The sequence below is a fragment of the Rhodococcus sp. ARP2 genome (assembly GCF_001029585.1).
GTDB lineage: Bacteria > Actinomycetota > Actinomycetes > Mycobacteriales > Mycobacteriaceae > Rhodococcus_F > Rhodococcus_F erythropolis.
Map to the genome: position 1 here is coordinate 12445 of NZ_LEKE01000060.1, position 23977 is coordinate 36421.

The window sequence follows — 23977 nt, forward strand, 5'->3', positions numbered from 1 at the left end:
TCTTGACATGTCAACACACTCGGGCGTAAAACAACATAAAGCAACATTCACTGTGATCCACAACGCACCGTCGGATCACACTTCGGAATCGGAGAGCACGTGTACGCGGAAGAACGCCAACAAGCGATCGGCACCATGGTGTCGCAGCGCGGACGCATGTCCGTGGCGGCTCTGTCGGAGACCTTCGGTGTGACCACCGAGACCGTGCGTCGCGATCTGGCCTTCCTCGAGCGGATCGGACAGATCAGGCGTGTACACGGCGGCGCCGTTCCCACCGGATCCCTCCACGTCACCGAACCGGGCATGGCGGAACGCGATCAGACCCGCGCGCAACAGAAGGACCGGATCGCCCGCTGCGCGGTCACCTACCTCCCTCCCACCGGCGGCAGCGTGATCTTCGACGCGGGCACGACCACGGGCCGCATGATCCCCGAACTGCCGACCGAGAACGACTTCACAGCCGTCACCAATTCCGTCCCGATCGGCGCACGCCTGGCATCGATGAACTCGATTTCCCTGATACTGCTCGGCGGTCGAGTACGCGGGGTGACTCAAGCCGTGGTCGGCGAGGACGCCCTACGCCTGCTGAGCACGTTGCGAGTCGACGTCGCCTTCATCGGAACGAACGCGATCAGCGTCGGGCACGGACTCTCCACTCCGGACAGCGAAGAGGCCGCCGTCAAACGAGCAATGGTCAAAGCCGCCAATCACGTTGTGGTGGTGGCCGATTCCACCAAAGTCGGCCGCGAGCACTTGATCAGCTTCGCCCCGCTCGACAGCATCGACGTCCTCATCACCGACGAAGAGATCAGTCCCACAGACACATCCGAGTTCCACGACCACGGAATCGAGGTGGTGATCGCATGATCGTCACACTGACAGCCAACCCGAGTATCGATCGGACCGTGCAACTCGAGCAACGGCTCGAACGAGGCTCCGTCCTACGCGCCCACTCCACTCGCAGCGACCCCGGCGGCAAGGGGGTCAACGTCGCGCGTGTTCTCGCCGCAGCCGACCTCGACGTGCTCGCGGTTCTACCGGGAAACGGTGGTGACCCTCTGCTCTCGGCGCTGGCAGCCGGTGGGATTCCCCACATCGGTGTCGCCACAACGGGTCTGGCTCGCACCAACATCACCATTGCGGAACCGGACGGGACAACGACGAAGATCAACGAACCCGGCGCAACGCTGTCCGGTTCGACGCTCGACGCCCTGGCACAGGAGTTGATTGTTCGCGCCGATACCGCACTGTGGTTCGCGCTGTCCGGCTCACTGCCCCCCGGCGTTCCGCTCGGGTGGTACGGCGAACTCGTCGCGGCACTGCGCGATCACCCGTGCAAGGTGGCGGTCGACACCTCGGACGCCCCGCTGACGGCACTCGCCGAAGCGTTCCCCGACTCGGCACCCGACCTGCTCAAACCCAACGGCGAGGAACTCGCACAACTGACCGGCGTCGACGGCCACGTCCTCGAACGTGCTGCCGAGAACGGTGATCCCGGGCCTGCGATCACGGCGGCGCAGCGATTGGTCGACCGCGGCGTCGGCAGTGTGCTCGCCACGCTCGGCGCAGCAGGTGCTGTCCTCGTCACCGCCGACGGCGCGTGGATCGCCACCGCTCCCCCGATTGTCGCAGTCAGTACCGTCGGCGCAGGCGATTCGTCGCTGGCCGGCTACATCCTCGCCGAAGCGGGAGGCGGCTCGGAATCCGAGCGGTTACGTCACGCGGTCGCCTACGGAAGCGCCGCTGCCTCCCTTCCCGGCACAACTCTTCCCACGCCCGAACAGATCGATCTGGCAGCGGTTTCGGTATCTGCAGCCGATGCCTCCTCTCCCATCCCCGTCCCCACCGAACTCGCCTGACGCCCTAAGGAACCTGACATGTCCGATACCAACGCAGCCGGCGGTTCCGGCCCCGAGATCATCAGTCCCGAACTGATCTCACTCGACACCGACCTGGGTACGACCAAGGAAGATGTCATTCGTTCTCTCGCAGCGCGATTGACTGCAGCGGGACGGGCGAGCGACGCCGCGGGGCTGGTCGCTGCCGCACTCGCTCGCGAAGCGCAGTCCGCGACCGGACTGCCGGGCGGAATCGCCATTCCCCACTGCCGCGCCGAGGCCGTCTCGTCCGCGTCCCTGGGATTTGCTCGACTGGATCCGAAGGTCGATTTCGGGGCACCCGACGGCCCCGCCGATCTGGTGTTCCTGATCGCGGCACCCGAAGGCGCCGGAGCCGAGCACATGAAGCTGCTCTCGTCCTTGGCCCGAGCGCTCGTCCGACCCGCGTTTGTCACGTCGCTTCGTGAGGCGTCGACGCCGGACGAGATCGTGCGACTGGTCGACGAGGTACTCAATCCCGCGCCGAAGGATGCTCCAGCAAAGGCTGCGGCAGCCACACCCACTCCTCCTGTTTCCACTGGGAAACACTCCACCGAGGAGGCCCCAACGCCCGCGGAGCGTCACATCGTCGCGGTCACCGCGTGCCCGACCGGAATCGCTCATACCTACATGGCTGCGGACTCACTCGTCGCCGCGGGTGAACGCGCCGGGGTCAAGGTTCACGTCGAAACGCAGGGCTCGAGCGGAAGCACCCCCCTTGACCCTTCGGTCATCGCCGGAGCCGCCGCGGTCATCTTCGCCACCGACGTCGGAGTGAAGGGCCGCGAACGGTTCGCCGGCAAACCCGTTGTCGCTTCCGGTGTGAAGCGGGCGATCAACGAGCCGGACAAGATGCTTGCAGAAGCGTTGCGCGCCTCCGAGAATCCCGCCGCCGCCACCGTGGACGGCACCGCCGCCGCGGCCGCGGATTCCGATGCCGGTTCCGTAGGGTTCGGCACCCACCTCCGTCAGGTCCTCCTGACCGGTGTCAGCTACATGATCCCGTTCGTCGCGGCCGGCGGTCTGCTGATCGCACTCGGCTTCCTGCTCGGCGGATACGAGATCTCCGGTCCTGCCAAGGACATCGTTCTCAACAACTCGATCACCAACCTTCCCGACGGTGGTCTGGCCACCTATCTCGGCGCAGTGCTGTTCCAGATCGGTTCGTTGGCATTCAGCTTCCTGGTGCCCGCGTTGGCCGGCTACATCGCCTTCGCTATCGCCGACCGGCCTGGCATCGCTCCCGGCTTCACAGCCGGCGCGGTCGCCGTGTTTGTCGGTGCCGGATTCATCGGCGGCCTGGTCGGTGGTCTCATCGCCGGTGTCGTCGCGCTCTACATCGGCCGGATCGCCGTCCCGCAGTGGCTGCGGGGCCTGATGCCGGTGGTGATCATTCCGCTGTTCGCGACGCTGGTTGTCGGAGCACTGATGTTCATCGTCCTCGGTCGTCCGCTCGCCGCGATCACCTCCGGTCTCACCGACTGGCTCAACGGACTGTCCGGCAGCTCGGCCATCTTCCTCGGCATCATTCTCGGCCTGATGATGTGCTTCGACCTCGGCGGACCGGTCAACAAGGCGGCTTACGCCTTCGCTGTAGCCGGACTCAACGTCAACGACCCGGCCACTTTGCGCATCATGGCGGCAGTCATGGCTGCCGGTATGGTTCCGCCACTGGCCATGGCACTTGCCTCGACGGTGCTGCGTCCCAAGCTCTTCAGCGAAGCCGAACGTGAGAACGGAAAGGCTGCCTGGTTGCTGGGTTCGGCATTCATCTCCGAGGGCGCGATTCCGTTCGCCGCTGCCGACCCGCTTCGCGTGATCCCCTCGATGATGGCGGGCGGCGCCGTCACCGGTGCGCTGATCATGGCTTTCGACGTCACTCTCAGCGCCCCGCACGGCGGGATCTTCGTCTTCTTCGCAGTCGGCGGAATCGGCTGGTTCCTGGTCTCGCTCGCCGCGGGAACCGTGGTAGCTGCGCTCGCCGTCGTCGGAGCCAAGGAGTTCTTCCGCAAGGGTCCGTCCGATGCCGAACTCGACCCCGAAATCGTGCCCGCTGCGGCATGATCGACAGCAAGCAACACTGCAGTCACCACTGTTGTCACCAAATCCGCCCAAAGACCCCACAACGTCCGCACCGATAGATTCACAACGAGGAGATCCCATGCCCAGCAAGACAGTTGCCGTCGGTTCCGCAGTCGGCCTCCACGCCCGCCCCGCCGCTCTCATCGCCGAAGCAGTCGGAGCCTCCGGCGCCACGGTCACCCTCGCAGTCGCCGACGGCGAACCGGTGGATGCAGGTTCGGCACTGATGATCATGACGCTCGGAGCCGCCAAGGACACCGAAGTCACCATCGAGTCCGACGACGCCGACGCACTCGCCAAGGTCGCCGAACTGGTAGCCGCTGATCTCGACGCCTGACCTGATGTCAGTCGGTGCTGTGTAGCGGGCCGGACACTCTCACGGAGTCAGTGCGAGTGTCCGGCCCAGCCAGTCCATTTCGAGTTCCAGAGCAGTGCCCCACACATCACCCGAGTGCCCGCCGGGAAGGGTGTAGTAGTCCACGTTCATGTCGGCGGCGCGCGCGGCCTCGAACATGATCTCCTGCTGAGGGCGGTAGATGTCGTCGTCTTCACCCGCGACAAATACACCAGACAACTGCGGATACCGATTCTGCGCCATCAGGTCTCGGGCGTTGACCGCGTCGAAAGCGTCTTCGTCGCCGTTGAACATCGCAGCCACAGTGTCCTCGTGGTCACCGGTCGACGGTTCGTCCTGGCCGGAGAAGTCCAGGAACGACGGGTATCGGTCCGGGAAGTTCACGGCCATCTCGATCGCGCACGTCCCGCCGTACGAAAACCCACCGATAGCCCATTGCGCAGCGTCCGGATTCACTTGAAGGTTCGATTCGATCCAGTTCGGGACGTCCTGGTCCAGATACGTCGCGACGTTGCCGAGCGCAGAATCCATGCAGCCGGGGTTGGCGTCGTAGTCCCCCAACGCGTCGGGCACCACCACCACGGGAGCAAGCCCGGAATGCCTCGATGCATAGGCGTCGACGGTGGTCGCGAGACGGCCACTGTCCAGCCAGTCACTGGGGCTGCCGGGCTCACCCGCCACCAACACCAGGACGGGCAACTCCGCACGTGGATCGGCAAGATAGGCCGGCGGGAGATACAACGTCGCCGGCCTCGCGTCGAAACCCGAGATGTTTCCCGGAATCGACGCTTCCGTCACGACGCCGTTGCTCGGCATCCGCACCGGAACCTCCCAATGAGTTTCGGTGGGAAGTCCCCGTTGTAGCCGAGGTTCGGCCCTGGGGAGCGAATCGAAAGCAACGTGCTCGACCGAGCCGACCAGCCAGTGCCCGACCAGTGATCCGAGCGTGGGGTAAGTGCCGGTCTGGGCATTGACCTGACCCACCGCGACGATCGCGGCCAGACCGGCCAACACCGTCACCGAAAGGCCGCGGGCCAGTCCTGGACGCCGAAGGAGAACAAGCGCCGCGCCGATGACTCCGAATATCGCCAACGCTATCCACACAAAACTCGACACAGGTAGCTGCGCGGGCAACGGCCGAAAGCTGAGCCACACGAACATCGCGCCGCCGGCAGACCCGACCACTGACAAGCCCAGTGCGACAAGCACGGCCCGACGCGGCAACCACCGAAGCAAAAGCAGCGCGCCGACGCCGACGAGGACGGAACCAACGAGCAGCGCTGCGGTGATGTGTCCGTGCTCGAGTGAGATACGCGAGAGCCGCGTCAGGAGTTGATGCCCGTGCATTCGTTCCAGTATCCACATCTACCGGCAGTCTGCGAATTCGTGGAATTGGTGGGAATCAGCGGCGTCGTCGAGATCTCACGAACGCCACACCTCCGAGCGCACATCCTGCCGCGACCAATCCGGCCCACACGAATGTCCATGGATCGACCCCGACGCCGACCGAATCGCCAGAAGAGACTGCCGTCGATTCGGTCGCTTCCACGAGCGCGCGCATCACGTGAACCGGCGGCAAAGCTCCGCCGGCAGATTCCGATCCGATCAGAACATCGCCCGCGTCGTTGAATGCCACGGCCTCGCCCTGAGGCTCCGTCGGGAGCGGGATCCGCAGGGGTTCGGTATCGGTGAGCGTCGCGCCGATTCCGCCGTCCACGACCTCGTACAGGTACAGATCGGAGTAACTCCGAAGCGCGATCGCCGAACCGTCCGACGACACCGCTCCCCCGGTGAACATCACCGACACGGGCTTCTCCGGTCCGAGAGATACGGCTCCGACGCGCTCGAGCGGCGTCGGGCCGGGTTGCGCCAAGTCACTCAGTTTCTGATCCCCGACGGGTGTGTAGACACTGCTGGAGCCGAACAATTCCTTGGTCACGACAAACACATGGCCGTCAGGGTCGAGCAGAATCGATTCGGTGTCGTGCGCGCCGTCCGGGTACGTGAGGCGGTGCAACGTACCGTCACCGGAATCGAGGTCCATCGTGATGAACGCCACCGTGTCGCGGGTTCGGAGGTTGTCGCCGGTATCCGACAGAACGAGCGTCCGACCACTCACCGCAAGATCTTCGACGTCGTATGGATCAATCGGAACCGGAATCTGTTTCTGGACAACACAGTTCAGGTCCATTTCGAACACGAAGTCGTCACTGCCGCCGTCACCCATCGCGTAGATCCGATCGTCGACGACGACCATCCCCGACAACTCCTGGAGCGCAGGATCGGTAGGTGTACAGAGTGGGGCGAACTCGCTCGGCTCGAACGACGACGCCTGTGCGAGCGCTCCGGGAAGCAGTGCGGTTGCCGTAGTCGCAGCAAGCACCGCGACCACGACCCCGAAACTACGCACTAGGTGCGTACTCCACCAATGCCGAGGCCAACATCTGTGGCACGCGTGCGTGCACCCGCGTTCCCGCCTCTTCGTGAGTCGATTCCAAAATCGTTCCGTCCGAGTGGATTCGAGCCATCAGATCACCGCGCGTGTACGGCACCAGCACGTCGACCTCGACCTCCGGCCGAACCAGCACCTCGCTGAGATGTGCTCGTAGTTCAGCGATTCCTTCACCGGTCCGCGCCGAGACGAACACGGCACCAGGCAACAGACCACGTAGTTGCGTCAAGGTAACCGGATCTGCCGCGTCGATCTTGTTGACCACGATCAACTCCGGCGGAGCCTTCGAATTCGTCTCGCGCAAAACATCGGTGACGACTTCCCGCACAGCCTTGATCTGTTCTGTCGGCAACGGATCCGAACCGTCGACGACGTGCAGAAGCAGATCCGCGTCGGTCACTTCCTCGAGAGTCGACCGGAATGCCTCGACCAACTGAGTCGGAAGGTGTCGCACGAAGCCGACCGTGTCGGTGAGTACGTACTCGCGGCCGTCGTCGAGTGCGGCGCGGCGAGTTGTCGGGTCCAAGGTGGCGAACAACGCGTTCTCCACGAGCACACCGGATCCGGTGAGCGAATTGAGCAGACTCGATTTGCCCGCGTTCGTGTATCCGACGATGGCGATCGACGGGATGTCGCTCTGCAGTCGACGTGTGCGCTTGGTGTCGCGGGCGGCCTTCATGCCCTTGATCTCGCGGCGCAGTTTTGCCATGCGCTCACGAATACGGCGACGGTCCGTCTCGATTTTCGTCTCACCGGGACCACGCAGGCCCACACCGCCGTTACTGCCGGCACGGCCACCGGCCTGGCGCGACATCGACTCGCCCCAACCACGCAGACGCGGGAGCATGTACTCCATCTGAGCGAAAGCCACCTGGGCTTTACCCTCACGAGACGTGGCGTGCTGAGCAAAGATGTCGAGAATCAGCGCCGTCCGGTCGATGACCTTGACCTTGACGATCTTCTCCAGCGCCGTGAGCTGCGCCGGCGTCAGCTCACCGTCGCAGACGACCGTGTCGGCGCCGGTCGCCAGGACTACTTCGCGCAGTTCCTGGGCCTTGCCGGAACCGATGTAGGTGGCAGCGTCGGGTTTGTCGCGGCGCTGAACCAGTCCTTCGAGGACCTCGGAGCCTGCTGTCTCTGCCAGTGCGGCCAGCTCGGTCATGCTCGCCTCGGCCTGCTCGGCAGTTCCCTGCGTCCAGACGCCGACCAGGACAACTCTTTCGAGTCGAAGCTGGCGGTACTCGACTTCGGTGACGTCCTCGAGCTCGGTCGACAGACCGGCCACGCGGCGCAGGGCGCCGCGATCTGCGAGTTGCATCTCACCGGTCGACGGGTTGCCCGATGCGGACGCTGCCGTGTATTCGGCTTGCGCGTACTCGGACTGCTCGTGAGCGGTGGACTCTTCGTTTTCATGTGTGTTCGTCATACAAGATCCATGGTCCCACGAAACCTGGCCACGGTGCATCCGTATTTCCTGCAGGCGTATTTCCTGCAGGCGTATTTCCCGCGGGCGATATCACACGAGCGATTGCCACCAGGCATCGCTGATCGTCCCGTTCGCCACCAGAACCGAGGGCCCCCGCAACGACCCTTCGCCGCCTTCGACGGTGACCTGCACTTCGCCGCCGAGCACGCGCACCAACACCGAGCCTTCGTCGCGGCCGTCGAACTTCAGCGCCGCGGCCGCAGCTGCGACCGTTCCGGTTCCGCAGGAACGAGTCTCGCCCACACCACGCTCGTGTACGCGCATGTGGACCCCACCGTCGTGGATCGGCGTCACGATCTCGATGTTGACCCCGTGCGGGAAGAACCCGGGATCGAAGCCCGGAGAAACACTCAAATCGAGCGCACTCAAAACTTCTGCCGTCACGTGCTCGTCGACACACGCCAAATGCGGATTACCGACGTCGATGCCGACGCCGGCGAAGACGCGGCCGTCGATTGTTGCCGAACTGGTGCCGAGGTCCTTGATCGGGCCCATCGCCACGGTCACGTCACCATGTGTGGCGTCGTAGCCGTGCACCACGACCGGACGCGCTCCGGCACGACTGCCGACCACGAACTCGTCCTTGCTCTCCAAGCCCGAGGCCTTGAGATAGTGGGCGAATACGCGAACTCCGTTTCCGCACATCTCCGCGATGGAGCCGTCGCTGTTGCGGTAGTCCATGAACCAGTCTTCGGCAGCGACGCCGTCGGGCAGCGCACCGAGCACGCCCGCGTCCGCAAGTGCGCCTGCCCGGGCGACACGAAGGATGCCGTCGGCGCCGAGGCCACGCTGACGATCACACAACGCTGAAACTCGCGCCGGCTCGAGATCGACCCGAACGTCGAGGTCAGGGAGAACAACGAAGTCGTTCTGCGTGCCGTGGCCCTTACTGAAATCCATGGTCGCCATCCTATCCGGACCTACCGACCGACTCACGCAGGTGACGCGGTGACCACGACGTTCTGTTCGTACGTGAAGCCGGACGGCAACGAGGGGTCGGGCACGGTTGCGCCGCCGCAGGTCACGAGGACCAGCCTGGGCGCACCCGTTTCGGAAAAGAACTCGGCCGGCAAAGCCACCTTTTCGTACAGCTTCAGGCTCGCTGCGTGATAGGTGAACATCGTTCCGGTGTCGTCACTGACATAGATCGGTGTTCCGGGCTTCATCTGGTGCAGCGCCCACAAGGCGCCGTGCGTGCGATCACCGTCGTCGACGTGGCCGGCAACAAGATTGGTGCCCTCCGAAGATCCGAACTGCACGCCGTTGGTGAAATGCGAAACCTTGTCAGGATGCGGAAGGATCATTCCGCGGTTGGCGCCGAACCCACTGGTCACGATGTCGGCTCGCACATCCAGATCGGGAATCGCAAGCGTGTTCGGCGGCAGATCCGTTGGCGCAGGCGCCCAACTCGCCCCTGGATCGGTTGGAGCTCCCACGTCGAAGGGTGCTTCGGGAACAGGTGCGCTGATGGGCTTCCCGGCCGCACTTACCGCAAAATAGACGAGCACCCCGCCGACCGCGAGAAATGTGACGAGCAGTAGGAGAAGCGGCAGCCGACCCGCGCGTCGGCCTCTCGGTCGCGCGTGTGTCCCGGTCTGCGCCATGTTCGTTGTCCTCCAGTCCGTCGATCGCGAAACGAATGGATCGCGAAAGAGCTAACTGTAAGATAGCTGATCGGCGTGATCGTGTTACAGGCCGCGATCTGCAAGGGCAGCGAAGGCCGAGCGAGCCAGCTCCGGATCGGCACCGTCGAGCCAGTGCACGCGTGCGTCACGACGGAACCATGATCGTTGGCGGCGAACGTAGCGCCGCGTCCCGATGAACGTCCGTTCGAGTGCCTCGGCCAGATCGTATTCACCGTCGAAATGTGCGAGCACCTGTGCGTAGCCGATGGCTCGCGGCGCTGTGACGCCCTCACGCAATCCTTGCTCGACGAGTACGGCGACTTCGTCGACAAGTCCGCCTGAAAACATCAGTTCGGTTCGCAACCGAATCCGTGTGTCGAGTTCTTCCGTATCCCGATCCACGCCGAGAATGCGGGTTCCCCAACGAGGGTCACCGATCTGCGGAGCTGAGGCCGCGAACGGCAGACCTGTCAGCTCGACGACCTCGAGCGCCCGAACCATCCGCCGACCGTCCGTCGGCAGTATCGACGCCGCCGCTACCGGATCAGCAGCAACAAGCGCCGTATGCACCGCACCGACCCCACCGTCGGCCAGCACTGCCTCCCACTTCGCACGAACTTCGGGATCCGTTGCCGGAAAGGACCATTCGTCGAGTAGGGACTGGACGTACATCATGGATCCGCCGACGATCACCGGAACCTTGCCCGCCGCGATCAGATTCTCGGCGATCGCGATCGCGTCGCTTTGATAACGCGCGACGGTGGCGGTCTCCTTCACGTCGAGAACGTCGAGCAGGTGATGCGGAATCCCGCGGCGCTCGGCCGGCGTCAGTTTTGCGGTCCCGATATCCATGCCGCGATAGAGCTGCATCGCGTCGATATTGATGATCTCACCGCCGAATTCCTCGGCCAGTGCCAACGCGAGATCGGACTTTCCCGACGCGGTCGGACCGACAACTGCGATCGGGCGAAGTTCTTCAGGGACGTTCACGGCCGCCACGTCCCGACGTGGTAAGCGACGCCGAACGGCGCATCGCTGTAGTCGACCACCGAACGTGTCGTGGTTGACCGAGACGAGTCCATGAAGACACCGGCCAGGACCTGCCACGCCGCGCGCCCCTGGGCTCCGACACTCCGGCAGAGCTGCGGATCGAGAGCAAGAAGCGCCTCCGGGTCACCGGCGGTCAGGGCATCGTCGATGGCCGATTGCACGCCAGCGGCGCGCTCGTCGAAGCTTCCGGGCGCCTTGGCCGTCAGCGTGGACGCACCGTCAGCCACGATCAGAAGCCCTTGCGGTCGGTTGTCGCTGTCGAGTTGCTTGCGCAGCTGCTGCCCGAATTCACGACATTCATTCGCCGACGCCTCTGCACTGACGACGTGCATGTCGACAGTGATCTCCACGTCCGCTCGGGCACGCAGCCAGCCGGCAACAAGGGCGCACAGTTCGAGAGATAGCATCGGTTCACCTGCCGCATCCGCGTCCAGGGACGTCCGGACATCGGCGCCGAATCCCGCGAAAGTACCGATCTGCCCACGTCCGACGCCCGATCGCCAGAGTTCGCCTGCTGCATTCTCGGGTTCTGCATTCTCGGGGCCGACACCGACGCCCACCCAGTGAACTGCCTCGTGAGAGAGCCGGCGCACGGCGGCTATCGCTGTAGCGCGCACCTGAGCGGACTCGGCCGAATCACCGGACAATTCCGGCACGAGTAACGGCGCCGAGGGGACGAGAACAGCGGAAGTCAACACAGTTGCCACGCTAGTCGACCCCGAGGTGGCGACCTCACACCCTCTTACCTGATTCAATAGTCGGAGAACGTGAGTACCGGGTTCAATGGAACCAGGAATGCGATCAGGCAGCCGTGACGCGCGGCAGAGACGAGGACCGATGACCGAGAACAGTGAACCCACCACCGGCGCCGACAGCAGTTCGGCCAGCCCGAGCCCGGCAGCACCCAAACCCGGTGCTCCCAAACCTGGTGGACCACGCCCCGGTGCGCCCCGCCCCGGAGCACCTCGCCCCGGCCCGGCAGCCTCGCATGCCGTCACCGCCGCGCCGGCCAGCGACCCGAGCAAGTTCGGCCGCGTCGAGGAAGACGGAACCGCCTGGGTGAAGACCGCTGACGGTGAACGCCAGATCGGTTCGTGGCAGGCCGGGGACGCCACCGAGGGCCTCGCCCATTTCGGTCGTCGCTACGACGACCTCGCGACCGAGGTCTCGCTACTCGAGGCTCGTCTGACGTCGGGCGCCGGAGACGCCAAGAAGACCAAGGCTGCCGCCATCGCTCTGTCCGAATCCCTCTCCACCGCTGCCGTGATCGGTGACCTCGACGCTTTGGCCCGCCGACTCGACGTGATCGTTGCCGGGTCCGACGAGGCCGCAGCGCACGCGAAGGAAGAGAAGGAACAGTCTCGCGCCGCGAGCACCGCCCGCAAGGAGGCCCTCGCAGTCGAGGCCGAACAGATCGGTTCGGAGTCGACCCAGTGGAAGACCGCGGGTGATCGACTGCGCGAGATTCTCGACGAGTGGAAGACGATTCGCGGAATCGACCGCAAGGTCGACGACGCACTGTGGAAGCGGTACTCCAAGGCTCGCGAGTCCTTCAACCGACGGCGTGGAGCGCATTTCGCCGAACTCGATCGTGATCGTGCGAGCGCCCGTTCTACGAAGGAAGAACTGGTCGAGCGCGCCGAGAAGCTGTCGACCTCCACTGAATGGGGACAGACCGCTGGAGAATTCCGCGATCTGCTCAGCGAGTGGAAGGCTGCCGGCCGCGCACCGCGCGAGGCCGACGACAACCTGTGGAAGCGCTTCAAGGGCGCTCAGGACGTGTTCTTCGCCGCACGCAACGCTGCTGCATCCGAGCGCGACGCCGAATTCGAGCAGAACGCGGTTGCAAAGGAAGAGCTGCTCGCTGCGAACGCGAACATCGATCCGGCACACGGACTCGAGAACGCTCGTGCAGCGCTGCGCGACCTGCAGGAGAAGTGGGACGCGATCGGCAAGGTGCCGCGCGACCGGATGCAGGAACTCGAAGCGAAGCTTCGGGCCATCGAAACCAAGGTGCGCGACGCCGTCGACGCCGAGTGGCGTCGTACCGATCCGGAAGCACTTGCCCGGGTCGCGCAGTTCAAGGAGCGGGTCAGCCAGTTCGAGGAGCAGGCCGCCAAGGCTCAGGCTGCCGGCAAGACGAAGGACGCCGAGAAGGCTCTCGCTCAGGCAAAGCAGTGGCGTGAGTGGGCCGAAGCAGCCGAGAGCGCTGTCAGCGAGTAATCGACGACGAGCTGCTTTGACAACAACGCCGGCTGACTCCGAAAGGAGTCAGCCGGCATTGTCTTGCGCTATTGGCTAAGAGAACTTCCGTGTCAGCCGACGTTCCATTCCTGATGCTTCTCGGCTTCAGCCGCAGCGATCCGGCGTTGTTCCTCGGCAGCGAGCTGAATGTTGGTTCGGGTCCAGACCACCTTGAGCCAATGGAACGTCAAGAACACGACGGCAAACCATCCGATGACCAGCCCGATCGACGGTCCTGCCACGTTGAATCCGGCGGGAATGGTCTGACGTGACCAGACGGCCATCATTCCCAGCGCACTCGCCACGGCACTACCGGCCAGCGCGACCCACGCCAGACTCCAGCGCCGCGTCACGAGTGCGAGCATCGAGAATCCGATGCCGAAGATGACAACGAACCACACGAACAAGCGTGAGAACAGTGCAATTCGTTCACTTTCCGCATCCTGGTTGTACGCGAGCACATCCCAGCCGTTCGCAACTCCCGCATGGGGCAGTGCAAGTGTGCCGACCAGCACGAGCACCGCAACCGCGACAACCATGGCGCGCGCACCCGGATCGATTTCCCCCGCGACCTTGCGTTCCGCGTCGTCGAGGTCCTTGCGGTAGCCCTCGAAGGCGTCGTCGCCCGGCTGAGGTGTCTTGTTCTCGTGTTGCGAGGTCATGCGTTGCATCCCATCTGGACGGGTTGTGGGGCTGGGGCACCGATCTTCGGTAGTCCGAGACCTACGCCGATGGGCGGGGTCTTGGGTGTGATGCCCTTTTCGAACGAATCACCGGCGCGGGTCCGACGGTGTGTGAGCACTCCGTCATCTGCCACGAGGTGATGGGGGGCTCCGTGGGTGACGACGACCGTCACCACGTCGCCGGGTCGGATTGTGCCGTCGAGGTTTCCTTCGGGTCGGAAATGCACCAGGCGGCCGTCTCGCGCGCGACCACTGAGACGGTGAGTCGCTGCGTTCTTGCGGCCCTCCCCCGCGGCCACCAGTAGTTCTACCTCGGTGCCGACGAGTTTGCGATTTTCCTCGATGTTCACTTCTTCCTGAACCGCGAGCAATCGCATGTAGCGTTCCTGGACAACCTCTTTGGGAAGTTGATCAGCCATCTCCGCCGCCGGCGTGCCCGGGCGCTTGGAGTACTGGAAGGTGTAGGCGTTGGAGAATCGCGCCTTACGCACGACGTCCAGCGTCTCCTCGAAATCCTCTTCCGTCTCCCCCGGGAACCCGACGATGATGTCCGTGGTGATGGCGGCGTGCGGCATTGCGGCGCGCACCTTCTCGATGATCCCGAGGTACTTCGACTTGCGGTACGAGCGCTTCATCGCCTTGAGAACCTTGTCCGAACCGGACTGCAACGGCATGTGCAGTTGCGGGCAGACGTTGGGAGTGGTTGCCATAGCTTCGATGACGTCATCGGTGAACTCTGCCGGGTGCGGCGATGTGAACCTGACCCGTTCGAGGCCGTCGATGTGTCCACATGCCTTCAAGAGGGAGGCGAAGGCTCCGCGATCGCGCGGTTGTTCCGGATCGACGAACGACACGCCGTAGGCGTTGACGTTCTGTCCGAGCAGGGTCACTTCCGAGACACCCTCGTCGACGAGTGCCTGCACCTCGGCCAGAATGTCGCCGGGACGTCGATCCACTTCCTTGCCACGCAAGGCCGGAACGATGCAGAACGTGCACGTGTTGTTACAGCCCACCGAGATGGAAACCCAACCCGCGTAGGCGGATTCGCGCTTGGCTGGCAGTGTCGACGGAAACGCCTCCAGCGCGTCGAGGATTTCGACTTCGGCGCGCTGATTGTGGCGCGCGCGGTCGAGCAGCGCGGGCAGCGAGCCGATGTTGTGAGTGCCGAAGACGACATCGACGAACGGCGCCTTCTTGACGACGGTGTCACGATCCTTCTGCGCCAGGCACCCACCGACCGCGATCTGCATGTCGGGGTTCGCCTCCTTGTTGGGGGCGAGCTGGCTGAGGTTGCCGTACAACTTGTTGTCCGCGTTCTCGCGGACCGCACACGTATTGAAGACGACAAGATCAGGATCGGTTCCGGTCTCCGCCTTCGAATACCCGGCGTCCTCGAGCAGACCGGACAGTCGCTCGGAATCGTGGACGTTCATCTGACAGCCGTACGTCCGCACCTCGTAGGTGCGAACAGGCGTAGCAGTTGCCTCCGGAACTGCAGTCGGCTCCGGAAGTGCAGGGGACATTTCGTCGATCAGTGACACGCTTCAGCCTAGCTCACGTCCACTACGACGTGTAATAACGCCCTGATAAACAGCCGAAACGCGACATAAACGTCGTCACAGTAAAATTTCCATTACATATGGCAAGAACCATGGCGAAATCACGGGCGTCGACGCAAACTACGCCTAAGGTTCTCGTTTATGACCCAAGCCGACGATGCGACGACGCCGACCACCTCCGGCGATTCCACATCCATGATTTCGATGACCTCGGTGAACAAACACTTCGGGGAACTTCACGTCCTGCAAGAGGTCAATCTCGAGGTACCCAAGGGCCAAGTGGTGATCGTCCTCGGTCCGTCGGGCTCCGGTAAATCGACTCTGTGCCGCACCATCAATCGCCTCGAACCCATCGACTCCGGCACCATCGCCGTCGACGGCAAGACGCTCCCTGAAGAGGGCAAAGCACTTGCCGCGCTTCGTGCCGACGTCGGGATGGTCTTTCAGTCTTTCAACCTGTTCGCGCACAAGACGATCCTCGAGAACGTCATGCTCGCACCGATGAAGGTCCGCAAGGCAAAAAAGGACGAAGCCAAGAAGACCGCGCAGGCGTTGCTCGAACGTGTCGGTATCGCCAATCAGGCCGACAAGTACCCGGCGCAGCTTTCCGGCGGTCAGCAACAGCGTGTCGCCATTGCTCGCGCTCTTGCGATGCAGCCGAAGGTGATGTTGTTCGACGAGCCCACCTCCGCTCTCGACCCCGAGATGGTCAACGAAGTCCTCGACGTCATGACCTCCCTCGCGAAGGAAGGCATGACCATGCTCGTGGTCACGCACGAGATGGGCTTCGCGCGCAAAGCCGGCGATCGTGTGCTGTTCATGGCTGACGGCCAGGTCGTCGAAGACACCACGCCCGAAGAGTTCTTCACCCATCCCAAGTCGGATCGGGCCAAGGACTTCCTCGGCAAGATCCTCACGCACTGATTACAGTCTCCCCTCCGACAGTCCTGTCCTCCTCCACAAGACAACTTGCTCGACTGCACCGTTCACCTCGGCTGCACCGTTCATCTCGACTGCACTGTTCGTGTGTCGACAACTGAGAGGATCTTCATGAAGATCAATCGTTCCGTCCGTTTCGGAATCGGAATCATGGCCATCGCGTTCGCTGCCACGGCCTGTGGCGGCGGCGAGGAGAACAAGTCGATCACCGAGAGCGCTTCCGACGGCACTCTCACCGTCGGCATCAAGTTCGATCAGCCCGGCCTCGGTCAGCGCAACCCTGACGGCACCTTCTCCGGCTTCGACGTCGAGGTAGCCCGTTACATCGCAAACGAACTGGGCGTAAAGCCCGAAGGCATCACCTTCAAGGAATCTCCGTCAGCCCAGCGCGAGACCCTGATCCAGAACGGCGAGGTCGACTACATCGTCGCGACATACTCGATCACCGACACGCGCAAGGAAAAGGTCAGCTTCGGCGGCCCGTACTTCATCGCAGGCCAGTCGCTGCTCGTTCGCTCCGACAACACCGACATCACCGGCCCTGATTCCCTGACCGGCGGCAAGAAGCTCTGCTCGGTGTCGGGTTCGACTCCGGCGCAGAACATCCAGGACAACTACGCAAAGGACGTCCAGCTCCAGCCGCTCGACACCTACTCCGCTTGTGTCGAGGCTCTGCGCAACGGCGCTGTCGACGCTGTCACCACCGACGACATCATCCTCGCCGGCTACGCTGCCCAGTACCCGGGCGAGCTGAAGGTCGTCGGAGAACCGTTCACGACCGAAAAGTACGGTGTCGGCCTGGCCAAGGACGATTCCGAGGGTCGCGGCAAGATCAACGATGCCATCGAGAAGATGATCTCCACCGGCGCGTGGGAAGAAGCCTTCAACAACACCGTTGGTGCTTCGGGCTACCCGATCCCGGCCCCGCCCACCGTTGATCGTTACTGACCTGCTTTTTTCACCGTCAATCTCGCTGCGGCTCCCCACTTCGGGAGCCGCAGCGCGTGACGCCACCAACGGAGATCCCGTGATCTGGGGAGACGGCAAGTGAACCTTCTGAGCAAGTACGGCGACCAGATTCTGGAAGCCTTCTGGACCACGATCCAGCTGACGTTCTTCTCCGCGATCGGCGCCGTCATCATCGGTGTCCTGATCGCGGCCATGCGCGTGTCACCGGTTCCGGTCGCCCGATTCCTGGGTACCGCGTACGTGACCGTGTTCCGCAACACCCCCCTGACACTGATTCTGCTGTTCTGTCTGTTCGGTCTGTCGCAGACGCTCGGAGTCAATCTCGCCAAGTCGGACTCACCGACGTTCTTGACAGACAACAACTTCCGACTCGCAGTACTCGGCCTCAGTGTCTATACCGCCGCGTTCGTGTGTGAGTCACTTCGATCGGGAATCAATACCGTTCCGGTCGGCCAGGCCGAAGCGGGCCGATCACTCGGTCTGTCGTTTGCACAAAATCTTCGGCTGATCGTCCTGCCTCAGGCATTTCGCGCGGTCACAGCACCGCTGGGTAGCGTGCTGATCGCACTGACCAAGAACTCGACCATCGCCGCGGTGATCGGCGTATCCGAAGCGTCAGCGCTGATGAAGAAGATGATCGAAAACGAAGCGGCGATCTTCGTCGTCGGTGGAATCTTCGCTGTCGGTTTCGTGATCCTGACACTTCCCATGGGCTTGATCTTCGGCAAGCTGAGCAAGCGATTCGAGGTTTCACGATGAGCAACCGCGCAACAGTCCTCTACGACGCGCCAGGTCCCAGAGCGCGAAATCTCTACCGATTCGCATCCGTTGTCGTCGCTGCACTCATGGTCGCAATCGGTTACGTCATCTACCGCGCACTCGACGAAAAGGGCCAGCTGACAGCAGCGAAGTGGGATCCGTTCCTCGAATCCACGTCGTGGACAACGTATCTGATACCCGGCATCCGGGGAACGCTGATCGCGGCTGCGATGTCCATCGTCTTCGCGCTCATCCTCGGTTCTGCCCTGGGTATCGGCCGACTCTCCGAGCACAACATCATTCGGAAGATTTGCGGCGTCATCGTCGAATTGTTCCGAGCAGTACCGGTTCTGATTCTGATGATCTTCTCGTATCAGGTGTTCGCCGAATACGAGGTCTTCAAGTCCAAGTACCTCGCACTCGCGGCAGTCGTCGTGGGTCTGACTCTGTACAACGGGTCAGTGATCGCCGAGATCGTCCGTGCCGGAATCAACTCACTCCCACGAGGGCAAAGTGAGGCCGCCAAGGCACTGGGCATGCGCAAGACGCAGATCATGGTGACGATCCTGCTCCCCCAGGCGGTTACCGCCATGCTCCCGGCACTGATTTCACAGATGGTCGTGGCGTTGAAGGACTCCGCCCTCGGTTACCTGATCGGGTATGTCGAGCTGGTGCGTCAGGCCCAACAGCTCGGCACCTTCTACGGAAACTTCCTGCCGGCGCTCATCGTGGTCGCCGCGATTATGATCGCTCTCAACTCGGCTCTGACCTTCCTGGCAACCAAGGTGGAGAAGCGCCTGCGTTCCGGAAAGCGAAAGGGCAAGGGCCCCATCGCGGCTCCGTCCGCCGACCCAGCCGTTTCGGTTCCGGGCATGGACCTGACCAAGCCGTGAATCAGATGGAGCCGTGAGTCGAATCCAGCCGCGTTAGCGCGAATACACAGCAGGGCGGGGGTACCACCGAATTTCGGTGGTACCCCCGCCCTGTTGTTCTGAATGCTGCACTTCGCTACAAGTCGGTGACCGCCGCCATCTCGGCTTTGACCACCTCGTACGACATCCCAGCTGAATATCCCTTGCGTGCCAGCATCGAGACCAGTCGACGCGTGACCTTGTCACGATCATCGACGGGCTTGTTCTTCAGCTTCCGCCGAACCAGCTCCGCTGCTCGCTCGCGCTCATCTTCCGGATCGATCTGCGACAACGCTTCGGAAGCGACGTCCTGGTCGATTCCTTTGAGCCGCAACTCGACTGCAAGCGCACGCTTTCCCTTGCCCGAGTACGTATGCCGCGAATGAACCCATTGGTTCGCGAAGTCCGCGTCGTCGATCAACCCGATTTCCTGGAGTCGATCGAGGACCTTGGTAATGATCTCGGGTTCGAAGCCGCGTCCGCTCAGCTTGGTTTCCAGTTCGGAGCGGCTGCGCGCCCGGTCGGTCAGAAGGCGCAGGCAAGCATCTTTGGCCTGCGCCTCTGTCCCACCTTCTGCGCGTTGCGACGGCTTCTCGGATCGTTGACGGGATCGACGCCGAGGAGCGCCGTACTCTTCACGAGCATTCTCGCCGTTGTCACCGTCGTCGAAGCTCATGACTGAACTCAGAAGTCGGCGGGAGCTTCGTCGGTTGCAGTGACGTCAGCACCGATACCGAGCTTTTCCTTGATCTTCTTCTCGATCTCGTCACGGATATCGGTGTTCTCCAGCAAGAACTTACGAGCATTTTCCTTGCCCTGACCCAACTGGTCACCTTCGTAGGTGTACCAGGAGCCGGACTTGCGGATGAACCCGTGCTCGACACCCATATCGATGAGCGAGCCTTCCTTGCTGATGCCCTGGCCGTAGAGAATATCGAACTCGGCCTGCTTGAACGGCGGCGCGACCTTGTTCTTGACGACCTTGACTCGAGTGCGGTTACCGACTGCGTCGGTACCGTCCTTGAGAGTTTCGATACGACGGATGTCGAGGCGGACCGAAGCGTAGAACTTCAGTGCCTTACCACCGGTGGTGGTTTCGGGAGAACCGAACATCACGCCGATCTTCTCGCGAAGCTGGTTGATGAAGATGACGGTGGTGCCCGAGTTGTTCATGGCACCGGTGATCTTGCGCAGTGCCTGGCTCATCAGTCGAGCCTGCAAACCGACGTGGCTGTCACCCATCTCGCCTTCGATCTCGGCGCGAGGAACAAGAGCGGCCACGGAGTCGATCACGACGATGTCGAGGGCGCCCGAACGGATCAGCATGTCGGTGATTTCGAGGGCCTGCTCACCCGTATCGGGCTGCGAGACCAGGAGTGCATCGGTGTCGACGCCCAGCTTGGCTGCATAGTCGGGATCGAGTGCGTGCTCCGCGTCGATGAACGCCGCGATGCCGCCGTTGGCCTGAGCATTGGCAACTGCGTGCAGTGCCACGGTGGTCTTACCCGAAGATTCCGGGCCGTAGATCTCGATGACGCGGCCACGCGGCAGTCCGCCGATACCCAGCGCGACGTCGAGCGCGATGGAACCGGTGGGAATGACGGCGATGGGCTGACGAACACCCTCGCCCAAGCGCATCACCGAACCCTTGCCGAAGTTCTTGTCGATCTGCGCCAACGCGAGGTCGAGTGCCTTGTCCCGATCAGGTGCCTGTGGTGCCATCGTGATCCCCATCCTTGTTTCAGTCTTCAGTGCCTGCCTGAGCAGACTCCGTCTCTTCAGCGCCTGCCTGAGCCGACCCTGTTGGTGTGTTGCGATCAGAGTAGATCCGGCCACCGACAGACTTTTCGATCTTGCTTTCGCGCTTGTCGATCGCTGTGCTTGTCGATCACTGTGCTTGTCGATAACCGAAAGTTCGCAGTTACGAAAGGAGCGTCACCACCGAACAGCTTCAGCATAGACGAACACGTGTTCGAACAGAAGATGGGAGGCGTTCGACACGCCGAAAAATCAGCGGCGGGCGGGCGGTACGTCGAACTCCACACAGAGCGCACGCCACACTTCGCGAGGCTCCCAACCTGCTTCGACGGCCTCCGCAGCAGTCATTCCGTCGAGACTCTGGAGTACATGGTCGATCAGCATCGAGTCGCCTCGTACCTGCCCGAACTCTTCGCGCACCATTTCATGAAATTCGGTCAACCGCACAGCCGCCACCGTAGTCCACAGAACGGTGCACCTGCATTCAGGCGCAACATGCTCACGCCGTCACACCGCCGTTGACCACCTGTCGGCACACCGCCACCGGATCGGTGACCTGCGACGCAGTCGCGGCAGCAGACATCGCAGCTTCCGCGAATCGTTTGTCGGAGAGCACCTGCAGTACGGCATCGCGAATCGAGCGGGCATCTGCGGGCCGCACGATCACCGACGTCCCTGCCCGCGCAGCGCGATTGGCCAACTCCCACTGGTCCCCACCCCCGGGAACGACGACCGTCGGCACGCCGGCCAGCAAGGCCTTCGCCAACATGCCGTGCCCGCCGCCGCACACCAACACCGACGCGTCACGCAGCATCGCGTCCTGGCGTCCGAGACCTGCACGAACCCAATCGGGATGCTCGCCTTCGGCTCCGTCGAGCATCGACGCGATCAGTCGCACACCGGCGCCGCCGAGTCCTTCGACCGTGCCCTCGAACATTCCCACTGCGCCGGTGTGCGCCGTGGAGGGCGCCACCATGACCAGCGGTTCGTCACCTGGCGGTGGATCCAGAATCACCTCGGTCGGCTCCCAGAGAAGCGGGCCGACGACGTGAGCGTGCTCCGGCCAGTCGGGACGTGGCACTTCCAGTGCCGGAAGTGTTGCGATCAGGCGAGCATTCGGGCCTGGATCCAGGGCGGGTAGCCCGATGCCGACACGGGCCTGCGAGCGCTGCGCCAACCCTTGCTTGATCGAACGTCCTGTTGCGGCGCGCATCAGGGTGTCGCGAAGTCGACCACGAATTCCGATGCCGGGCGCGAGCCCACTACCGATCGGCGGTAACCCCCGCGACGGTGAGTACAGCGGGTGAGGCGAAAGTTCCACCCAGGGGATGCCGAGTCGTTCGGCGGCCAATCCGCCTCCGGCAGTGAGGATGTCGGAGACGACGAGATCCGGGGAGACGGATTTCAGGTCGGGAAGCAGTTCGGTGGAAATATAGGCGGCGCGCGAATGAATCCGAGCGCCTGCATCAAGATCGTCGTCTCCCGGCCGCGGGGCCAAGCCCTTGAGAGGCTCGGCTTCCACGCCGGCCGCTCGCGCTGCCTCGACCCACCGGGTCCCCGTGTACAGAATCGGGTCGTCGCCGGCCTGGATCAACGCCAGCGACAACGCTATTGCGGGAAAAGCATGACCCGGGTCCGGCCCGGCAACAACGGCTACACGCACCGGATCAGAGTGTCACACCGAGTGAAAGGCCTGTTCCGCCGCACCCAGTGCGCGTTCGCGATCCGAAGCCACCAATCCGATTCTCGTCCTGCGATCAAGGACGTCGTCGACGTCGAGTGCGCCTTCATGCGATACCGCGAAATCGAACTCGGCGCCGCAGATCTCCAAGTCCGCAACCGACCGGAGTCGATCGCTGCTCGCCGCGGCCACGACCTCGGCCTCTGTGCCGTATCGCGCCACCAACGACGCCGGTGCCTTGATCTTTTTCAATTCCACCGGCGATGCAGCGCCTACCAGCGGCAACGCGCGTGTCCGACACGCCCCGGCGCTCAGCGATCCGACCTCGACCGCGGCGTCGACGGCGTCTTCGGCCATCTTGCGGTACGTCGTGAGTTTTCCGCCCACCACCGTGACCAAGCCCGAGTCCGAACGGACTACAGCGTGATTGCGCGAGAGGTCGGCCGTCGAGCCTTCACCGGTGTCCAGCAGCGGACGCAGACCCGCGAAGGTCCCCAAGACGTCCTCACGGGTCAGCGGAACTTCCAACGCCGTGTTCACGGTGTCGAGCAGGAAGTCGATCTCGTCCTCGGACGCCGTCGGTACGTCGGGCACCGGTCCCGGCGCTGCTTCGTCGGTCAACCCGAGGTAGATCCGGCCGAGCTGCGCGGGCAGCGCGAAGACGAAACGGTTGGTCTCGCCGGGAATCGGCACGGTCAGTGCTGCCGTGGGGTTCCCCAATCGCGCTGCATCGAGCACCAGGTGCGTCCCGCGGCTGGGGCGCAGGGTGATGCTGGAGTCGACCTGATCAGCCCAGACACCGGTCGCATTGACCACGACGCGGGCACGCATCAAGAACTCGGACCCGGTCAACTCGTCGCGCAAGGTGGCCGACGTTCCGGATACGTCGTATGCACCGACGCGGGTCAGGATTCGCGCGCCGTAGGACGCTGCGGTTCGGGCGATGCCGACGACGAGGCGGGCGTCGTCGATGAGCTGCCCGTCGAACGCGGTCAAGGCGCCTCGTAGGTTCTCCTGCTTGACCGCGGGAGCCAATTCGCGCGCCCGCGCAGCGCTGACCGTCCGTGATCTGGGTAAAACCGAAGCCGGGGTTCGCGCCGACATGCGCAGAGCGTCACCGGCCAGGAAACCGGTACGCACCAGGGCCTTCCCGAAGAACGACGTTTCGGGCAACAGCGGTACGAGTTGAGGCATGGCGCGAACGAGGTGCGGCGCGGTGCGCGTCATGAGAATGCCGCGCTCGACCGCACTTTCACGCGCTATACCGACATTGCCGGAAGCCAGGTACCGAAGGCCGCCGTGTGCCAGTTTCGAACTCCAGCGGCTGGTGCCGAACGCGAGGTCGTGCTTTTCGACCAGCGCAACACTGAGCCCACGAGTCACGGCGTCGAGAGCGACACCGACACCGGTGATTCCGCCGCCGATGACCAGGACGTCAACCGAATCGCCGTTCGCCAACTGCTCGAGCTCACGAGTACGCCTCTGTGCATTGAGAGCTGAATCGCCGCCTGCTGAATCACTGCCTGCTGAATCTCGAGGGTCCACAG

23 protein-coding genes are annotated in these 23977 nt (G+C 63.3%); 9 read left to right on the forward strand and 14 right to left on the reverse strand.

The window, feature by feature from the left end; translation table 11 throughout:
* Window positions 1-99 precede the first annotated feature (99 nt).
* From ABX74_RS16850 to ABX74_RS16865, 4 genes are all read left to right on the forward strand, one after another.
* Window positions 100-867 carry a DeoR/GlpR family DNA-binding transcription regulator gene (locus ABX74_RS16850; protein ID WP_020969481.1) on the forward strand — a complete coding sequence of 256 codons (768 nt, stop codon included), beginning with the start codon at window positions 100-102 and terminating at the stop codon, window positions 865-867.
* The gene (locus ABX74_RS16855; RefSeq protein ID WP_021344070.1) at window positions 864-1859 is read left to right on the forward strand and encodes a 1-phosphofructokinase family hexose kinase; all 996 of its coding nucleotides are present in this window, start codon (window positions 864-866) and stop codon (window positions 1857-1859) included. Before ABX74_RS16850 ends, ABX74_RS16855 begins: the two co-directional genes overlap by 4 nt.
* A gap of 18 nt (window positions 1860-1877) precedes the next feature.
* Entirely contained in the window at window positions 1878-3941 is a 2064-nt protein-coding gene (locus ABX74_RS16860; RefSeq protein WP_021344069.1) for a fructose-specific PTS transporter subunit EIIC, read from the forward strand.
* Between the two features lie 97 nt (window positions 3942-4038).
* A complete protein-coding gene (locus ABX74_RS16865) occupies window positions 4039-4296 on the forward strand; it encodes an HPr family phosphocarrier protein (protein WP_003942144.1) in 258 nt (85 codons plus the stop codon).
* A gap of 39 nt (window positions 4297-4335) precedes the next feature.
* Here the strand turns inward: ABX74_RS16865 and ABX74_RS16870 are convergent, their stop codons facing one another.
* The 7 genes from ABX74_RS16870 to ABX74_RS16900 form a co-directional block, all read right to left on the reverse strand.
* Window positions 4336-5661 (reverse strand): alpha/beta hydrolase, encoded by a 1326-nt coding sequence (locus tag ABX74_RS16870; RefSeq protein ID WP_223257947.1) that lies wholly within the window; start codon window positions 5659-5661, stop codon window positions 4336-4338.
* A gap of 55 nt (window positions 5662-5716) precedes the next feature.
* On the reverse strand, window positions 5717-6724 hold the full coding sequence (locus ABX74_RS16875; protein ID WP_020907531.1) for a hypothetical protein: 1008 nt from the start codon (window positions 6722-6724) through the stop codon (window positions 5717-5719).
* On the reverse strand, window positions 6717-8192 hold the full coding sequence (gene hflX, locus ABX74_RS16880) for a GTPase HflX (protein WP_047889281.1): 1476 nt from the start codon (window positions 8190-8192) through the stop codon (window positions 6717-6719). Before hflX ends, ABX74_RS16875 begins: the two co-directional genes overlap by 8 nt.
* A gap of 90 nt (window positions 8193-8282) precedes the next feature.
* On the reverse strand, window positions 8283-9152 hold the full coding sequence (dapF, locus tag ABX74_RS16885) for a diaminopimelate epimerase (RefSeq protein WP_031331591.1): 870 nt from the start codon (window positions 9150-9152) through the stop codon (window positions 8283-8285).
* Window positions 9153-9184: 32 nt separating this feature from the next.
* Window positions 9185-9856, reverse strand: coding sequence for a class F sortase (locus tag ABX74_RS16890; protein ID WP_020907529.1), 672 nt, complete (start codon window positions 9854-9856; stop codon window positions 9185-9187).
* Between the two features lie 84 nt (window positions 9857-9940).
* Window positions 9941-10876 (reverse strand): tRNA (adenosine(37)-N6)-dimethylallyltransferase MiaA, encoded by a 936-nt coding sequence (gene miaA, locus ABX74_RS16895; RefSeq protein WP_021344065.1) that lies wholly within the window; start codon window positions 10874-10876, stop codon window positions 9941-9943.
* Entirely contained in the window at window positions 10864-11625 is a 762-nt protein-coding gene (locus ABX74_RS16900) for a class III extradiol dioxygenase subunit B-like domain-containing protein (RefSeq protein ID WP_047889316.1), read from the reverse strand. The genes miaA and ABX74_RS16900 overlap by 13 nt, the downstream gene beginning before the upstream one ends.
* A 139-nt stretch (window positions 11626-11764) precedes the next feature.
* Between ABX74_RS16900 and ABX74_RS16905 the strand changes: the two genes are divergently transcribed.
* Window positions 11765-13150 (forward strand): DUF349 domain-containing protein, encoded by a 1386-nt coding sequence (locus ABX74_RS16905; protein ID WP_019748202.1) that lies wholly within the window; start codon window positions 11765-11767, stop codon window positions 13148-13150.
* 92 nt (window positions 13151-13242) lie between these two features.
* On the opposite strand, the gene ABX74_RS16910 is transcribed toward ABX74_RS16905, so the two are convergent.
* Complete coding sequence (locus tag ABX74_RS16910; protein ID WP_020907525.1) at window positions 13243-13833, reverse strand: hypothetical protein; 591 nt, start codon at window positions 13831-13833, stop codon at window positions 13243-13245.
* Complete coding sequence (gene miaB, locus ABX74_RS16915; RefSeq protein ID WP_047889317.1) at window positions 13830-15377, reverse strand: tRNA (N6-isopentenyl adenosine(37)-C2)-methylthiotransferase MiaB; 1548 nt, start codon at window positions 15375-15377, stop codon at window positions 13830-13832. The genes ABX74_RS16910 and miaB overlap by 4 nt, the downstream gene beginning before the upstream one ends.
* A gap of 231 nt (window positions 15378-15608) precedes the next feature.
* Here miaB and gluA point away from each other — a divergent pair, with 231 nt between their 5' ends.
* The 4 genes from gluA (at window position 15609) to ABX74_RS16935 (ending at window position 18973) form a co-directional block, all read left to right on the forward strand.
* Window positions 15609-16337, forward strand: coding sequence for a glutamate ABC transporter ATP-binding protein GluA (gene gluA, locus ABX74_RS16920; protein WP_007735175.1), 729 nt, complete (start codon window positions 15609-15611; stop codon window positions 16335-16337).
* A 126-nt stretch (window positions 16338-16463) separates the two neighbouring features.
* Window positions 16464-17300, forward strand: coding sequence for a glutamate ABC transporter substrate-binding protein (locus ABX74_RS16925; RefSeq protein WP_020907523.1), 837 nt, complete (start codon window positions 16464-16466; stop codon window positions 17298-17300).
* 99 nt (window positions 17301-17399) lie between these two features.
* Window positions 17400-18080: an amino acid ABC transporter permease gene (locus ABX74_RS16930; protein WP_019748198.1), complete on the forward strand. Its 681-nt coding sequence runs from the start codon at window positions 17400-17402 to the stop codon at window positions 18078-18080.
* Entirely contained in the window at window positions 18077-18973 is an 897-nt protein-coding gene (locus ABX74_RS16935) for an amino acid ABC transporter permease (protein WP_047889282.1), read from the forward strand. Before ABX74_RS16930 ends, ABX74_RS16935 begins: the two co-directional genes overlap by 4 nt.
* Before the next feature lie 115 nt (window positions 18974-19088).
* On the opposite strand, the gene recX is transcribed toward ABX74_RS16935, so the two are convergent.
* The 5 genes from recX to ABX74_RS16960 all read right to left on the reverse strand — a co-directional run bounded on the left by recX (window position 19089) and on the right by ABX74_RS16960 (window position 23975).
* Entirely contained in the window at window positions 19089-19667 is a 579-nt protein-coding gene (gene recX / locus ABX74_RS16940) for a recombination regulator RecX (protein ID WP_020969471.1), read from the reverse strand.
* Window positions 19668-19675: 8 nt separating this feature from the next.
* Window positions 19676-20713, reverse strand: a complete 1038-nt coding sequence (gene recA / locus ABX74_RS16945) for a recombinase RecA (protein ID WP_007735170.1) — start codon at window positions 20711-20713, stop codon at window positions 19676-19678.
* Between the two features lie 288 nt (window positions 20714-21001).
* Complete coding sequence (locus ABX74_RS16950; protein ID WP_003942185.1) at window positions 21002-21196, reverse strand: DUF3046 domain-containing protein; 195 nt, start codon at window positions 21194-21196, stop codon at window positions 21002-21004.
* 52 nt (window positions 21197-21248) lie between these two features.
* Complete coding sequence (locus ABX74_RS16955) at window positions 21249-22412, reverse strand: glycosyltransferase (protein ID WP_047889283.1); 1164 nt, start codon at window positions 22410-22412, stop codon at window positions 21249-21251.
* 12 nt (window positions 22413-22424) lie between these two features.
* Window positions 22425-23975 (reverse strand): glycerol-3-phosphate dehydrogenase/oxidase, encoded by a 1551-nt coding sequence (locus ABX74_RS16960; protein WP_046378471.1) that lies wholly within the window; start codon window positions 23973-23975, stop codon window positions 22425-22427.
* Window positions 23976-23977: the final 2 nt, after the last annotated feature.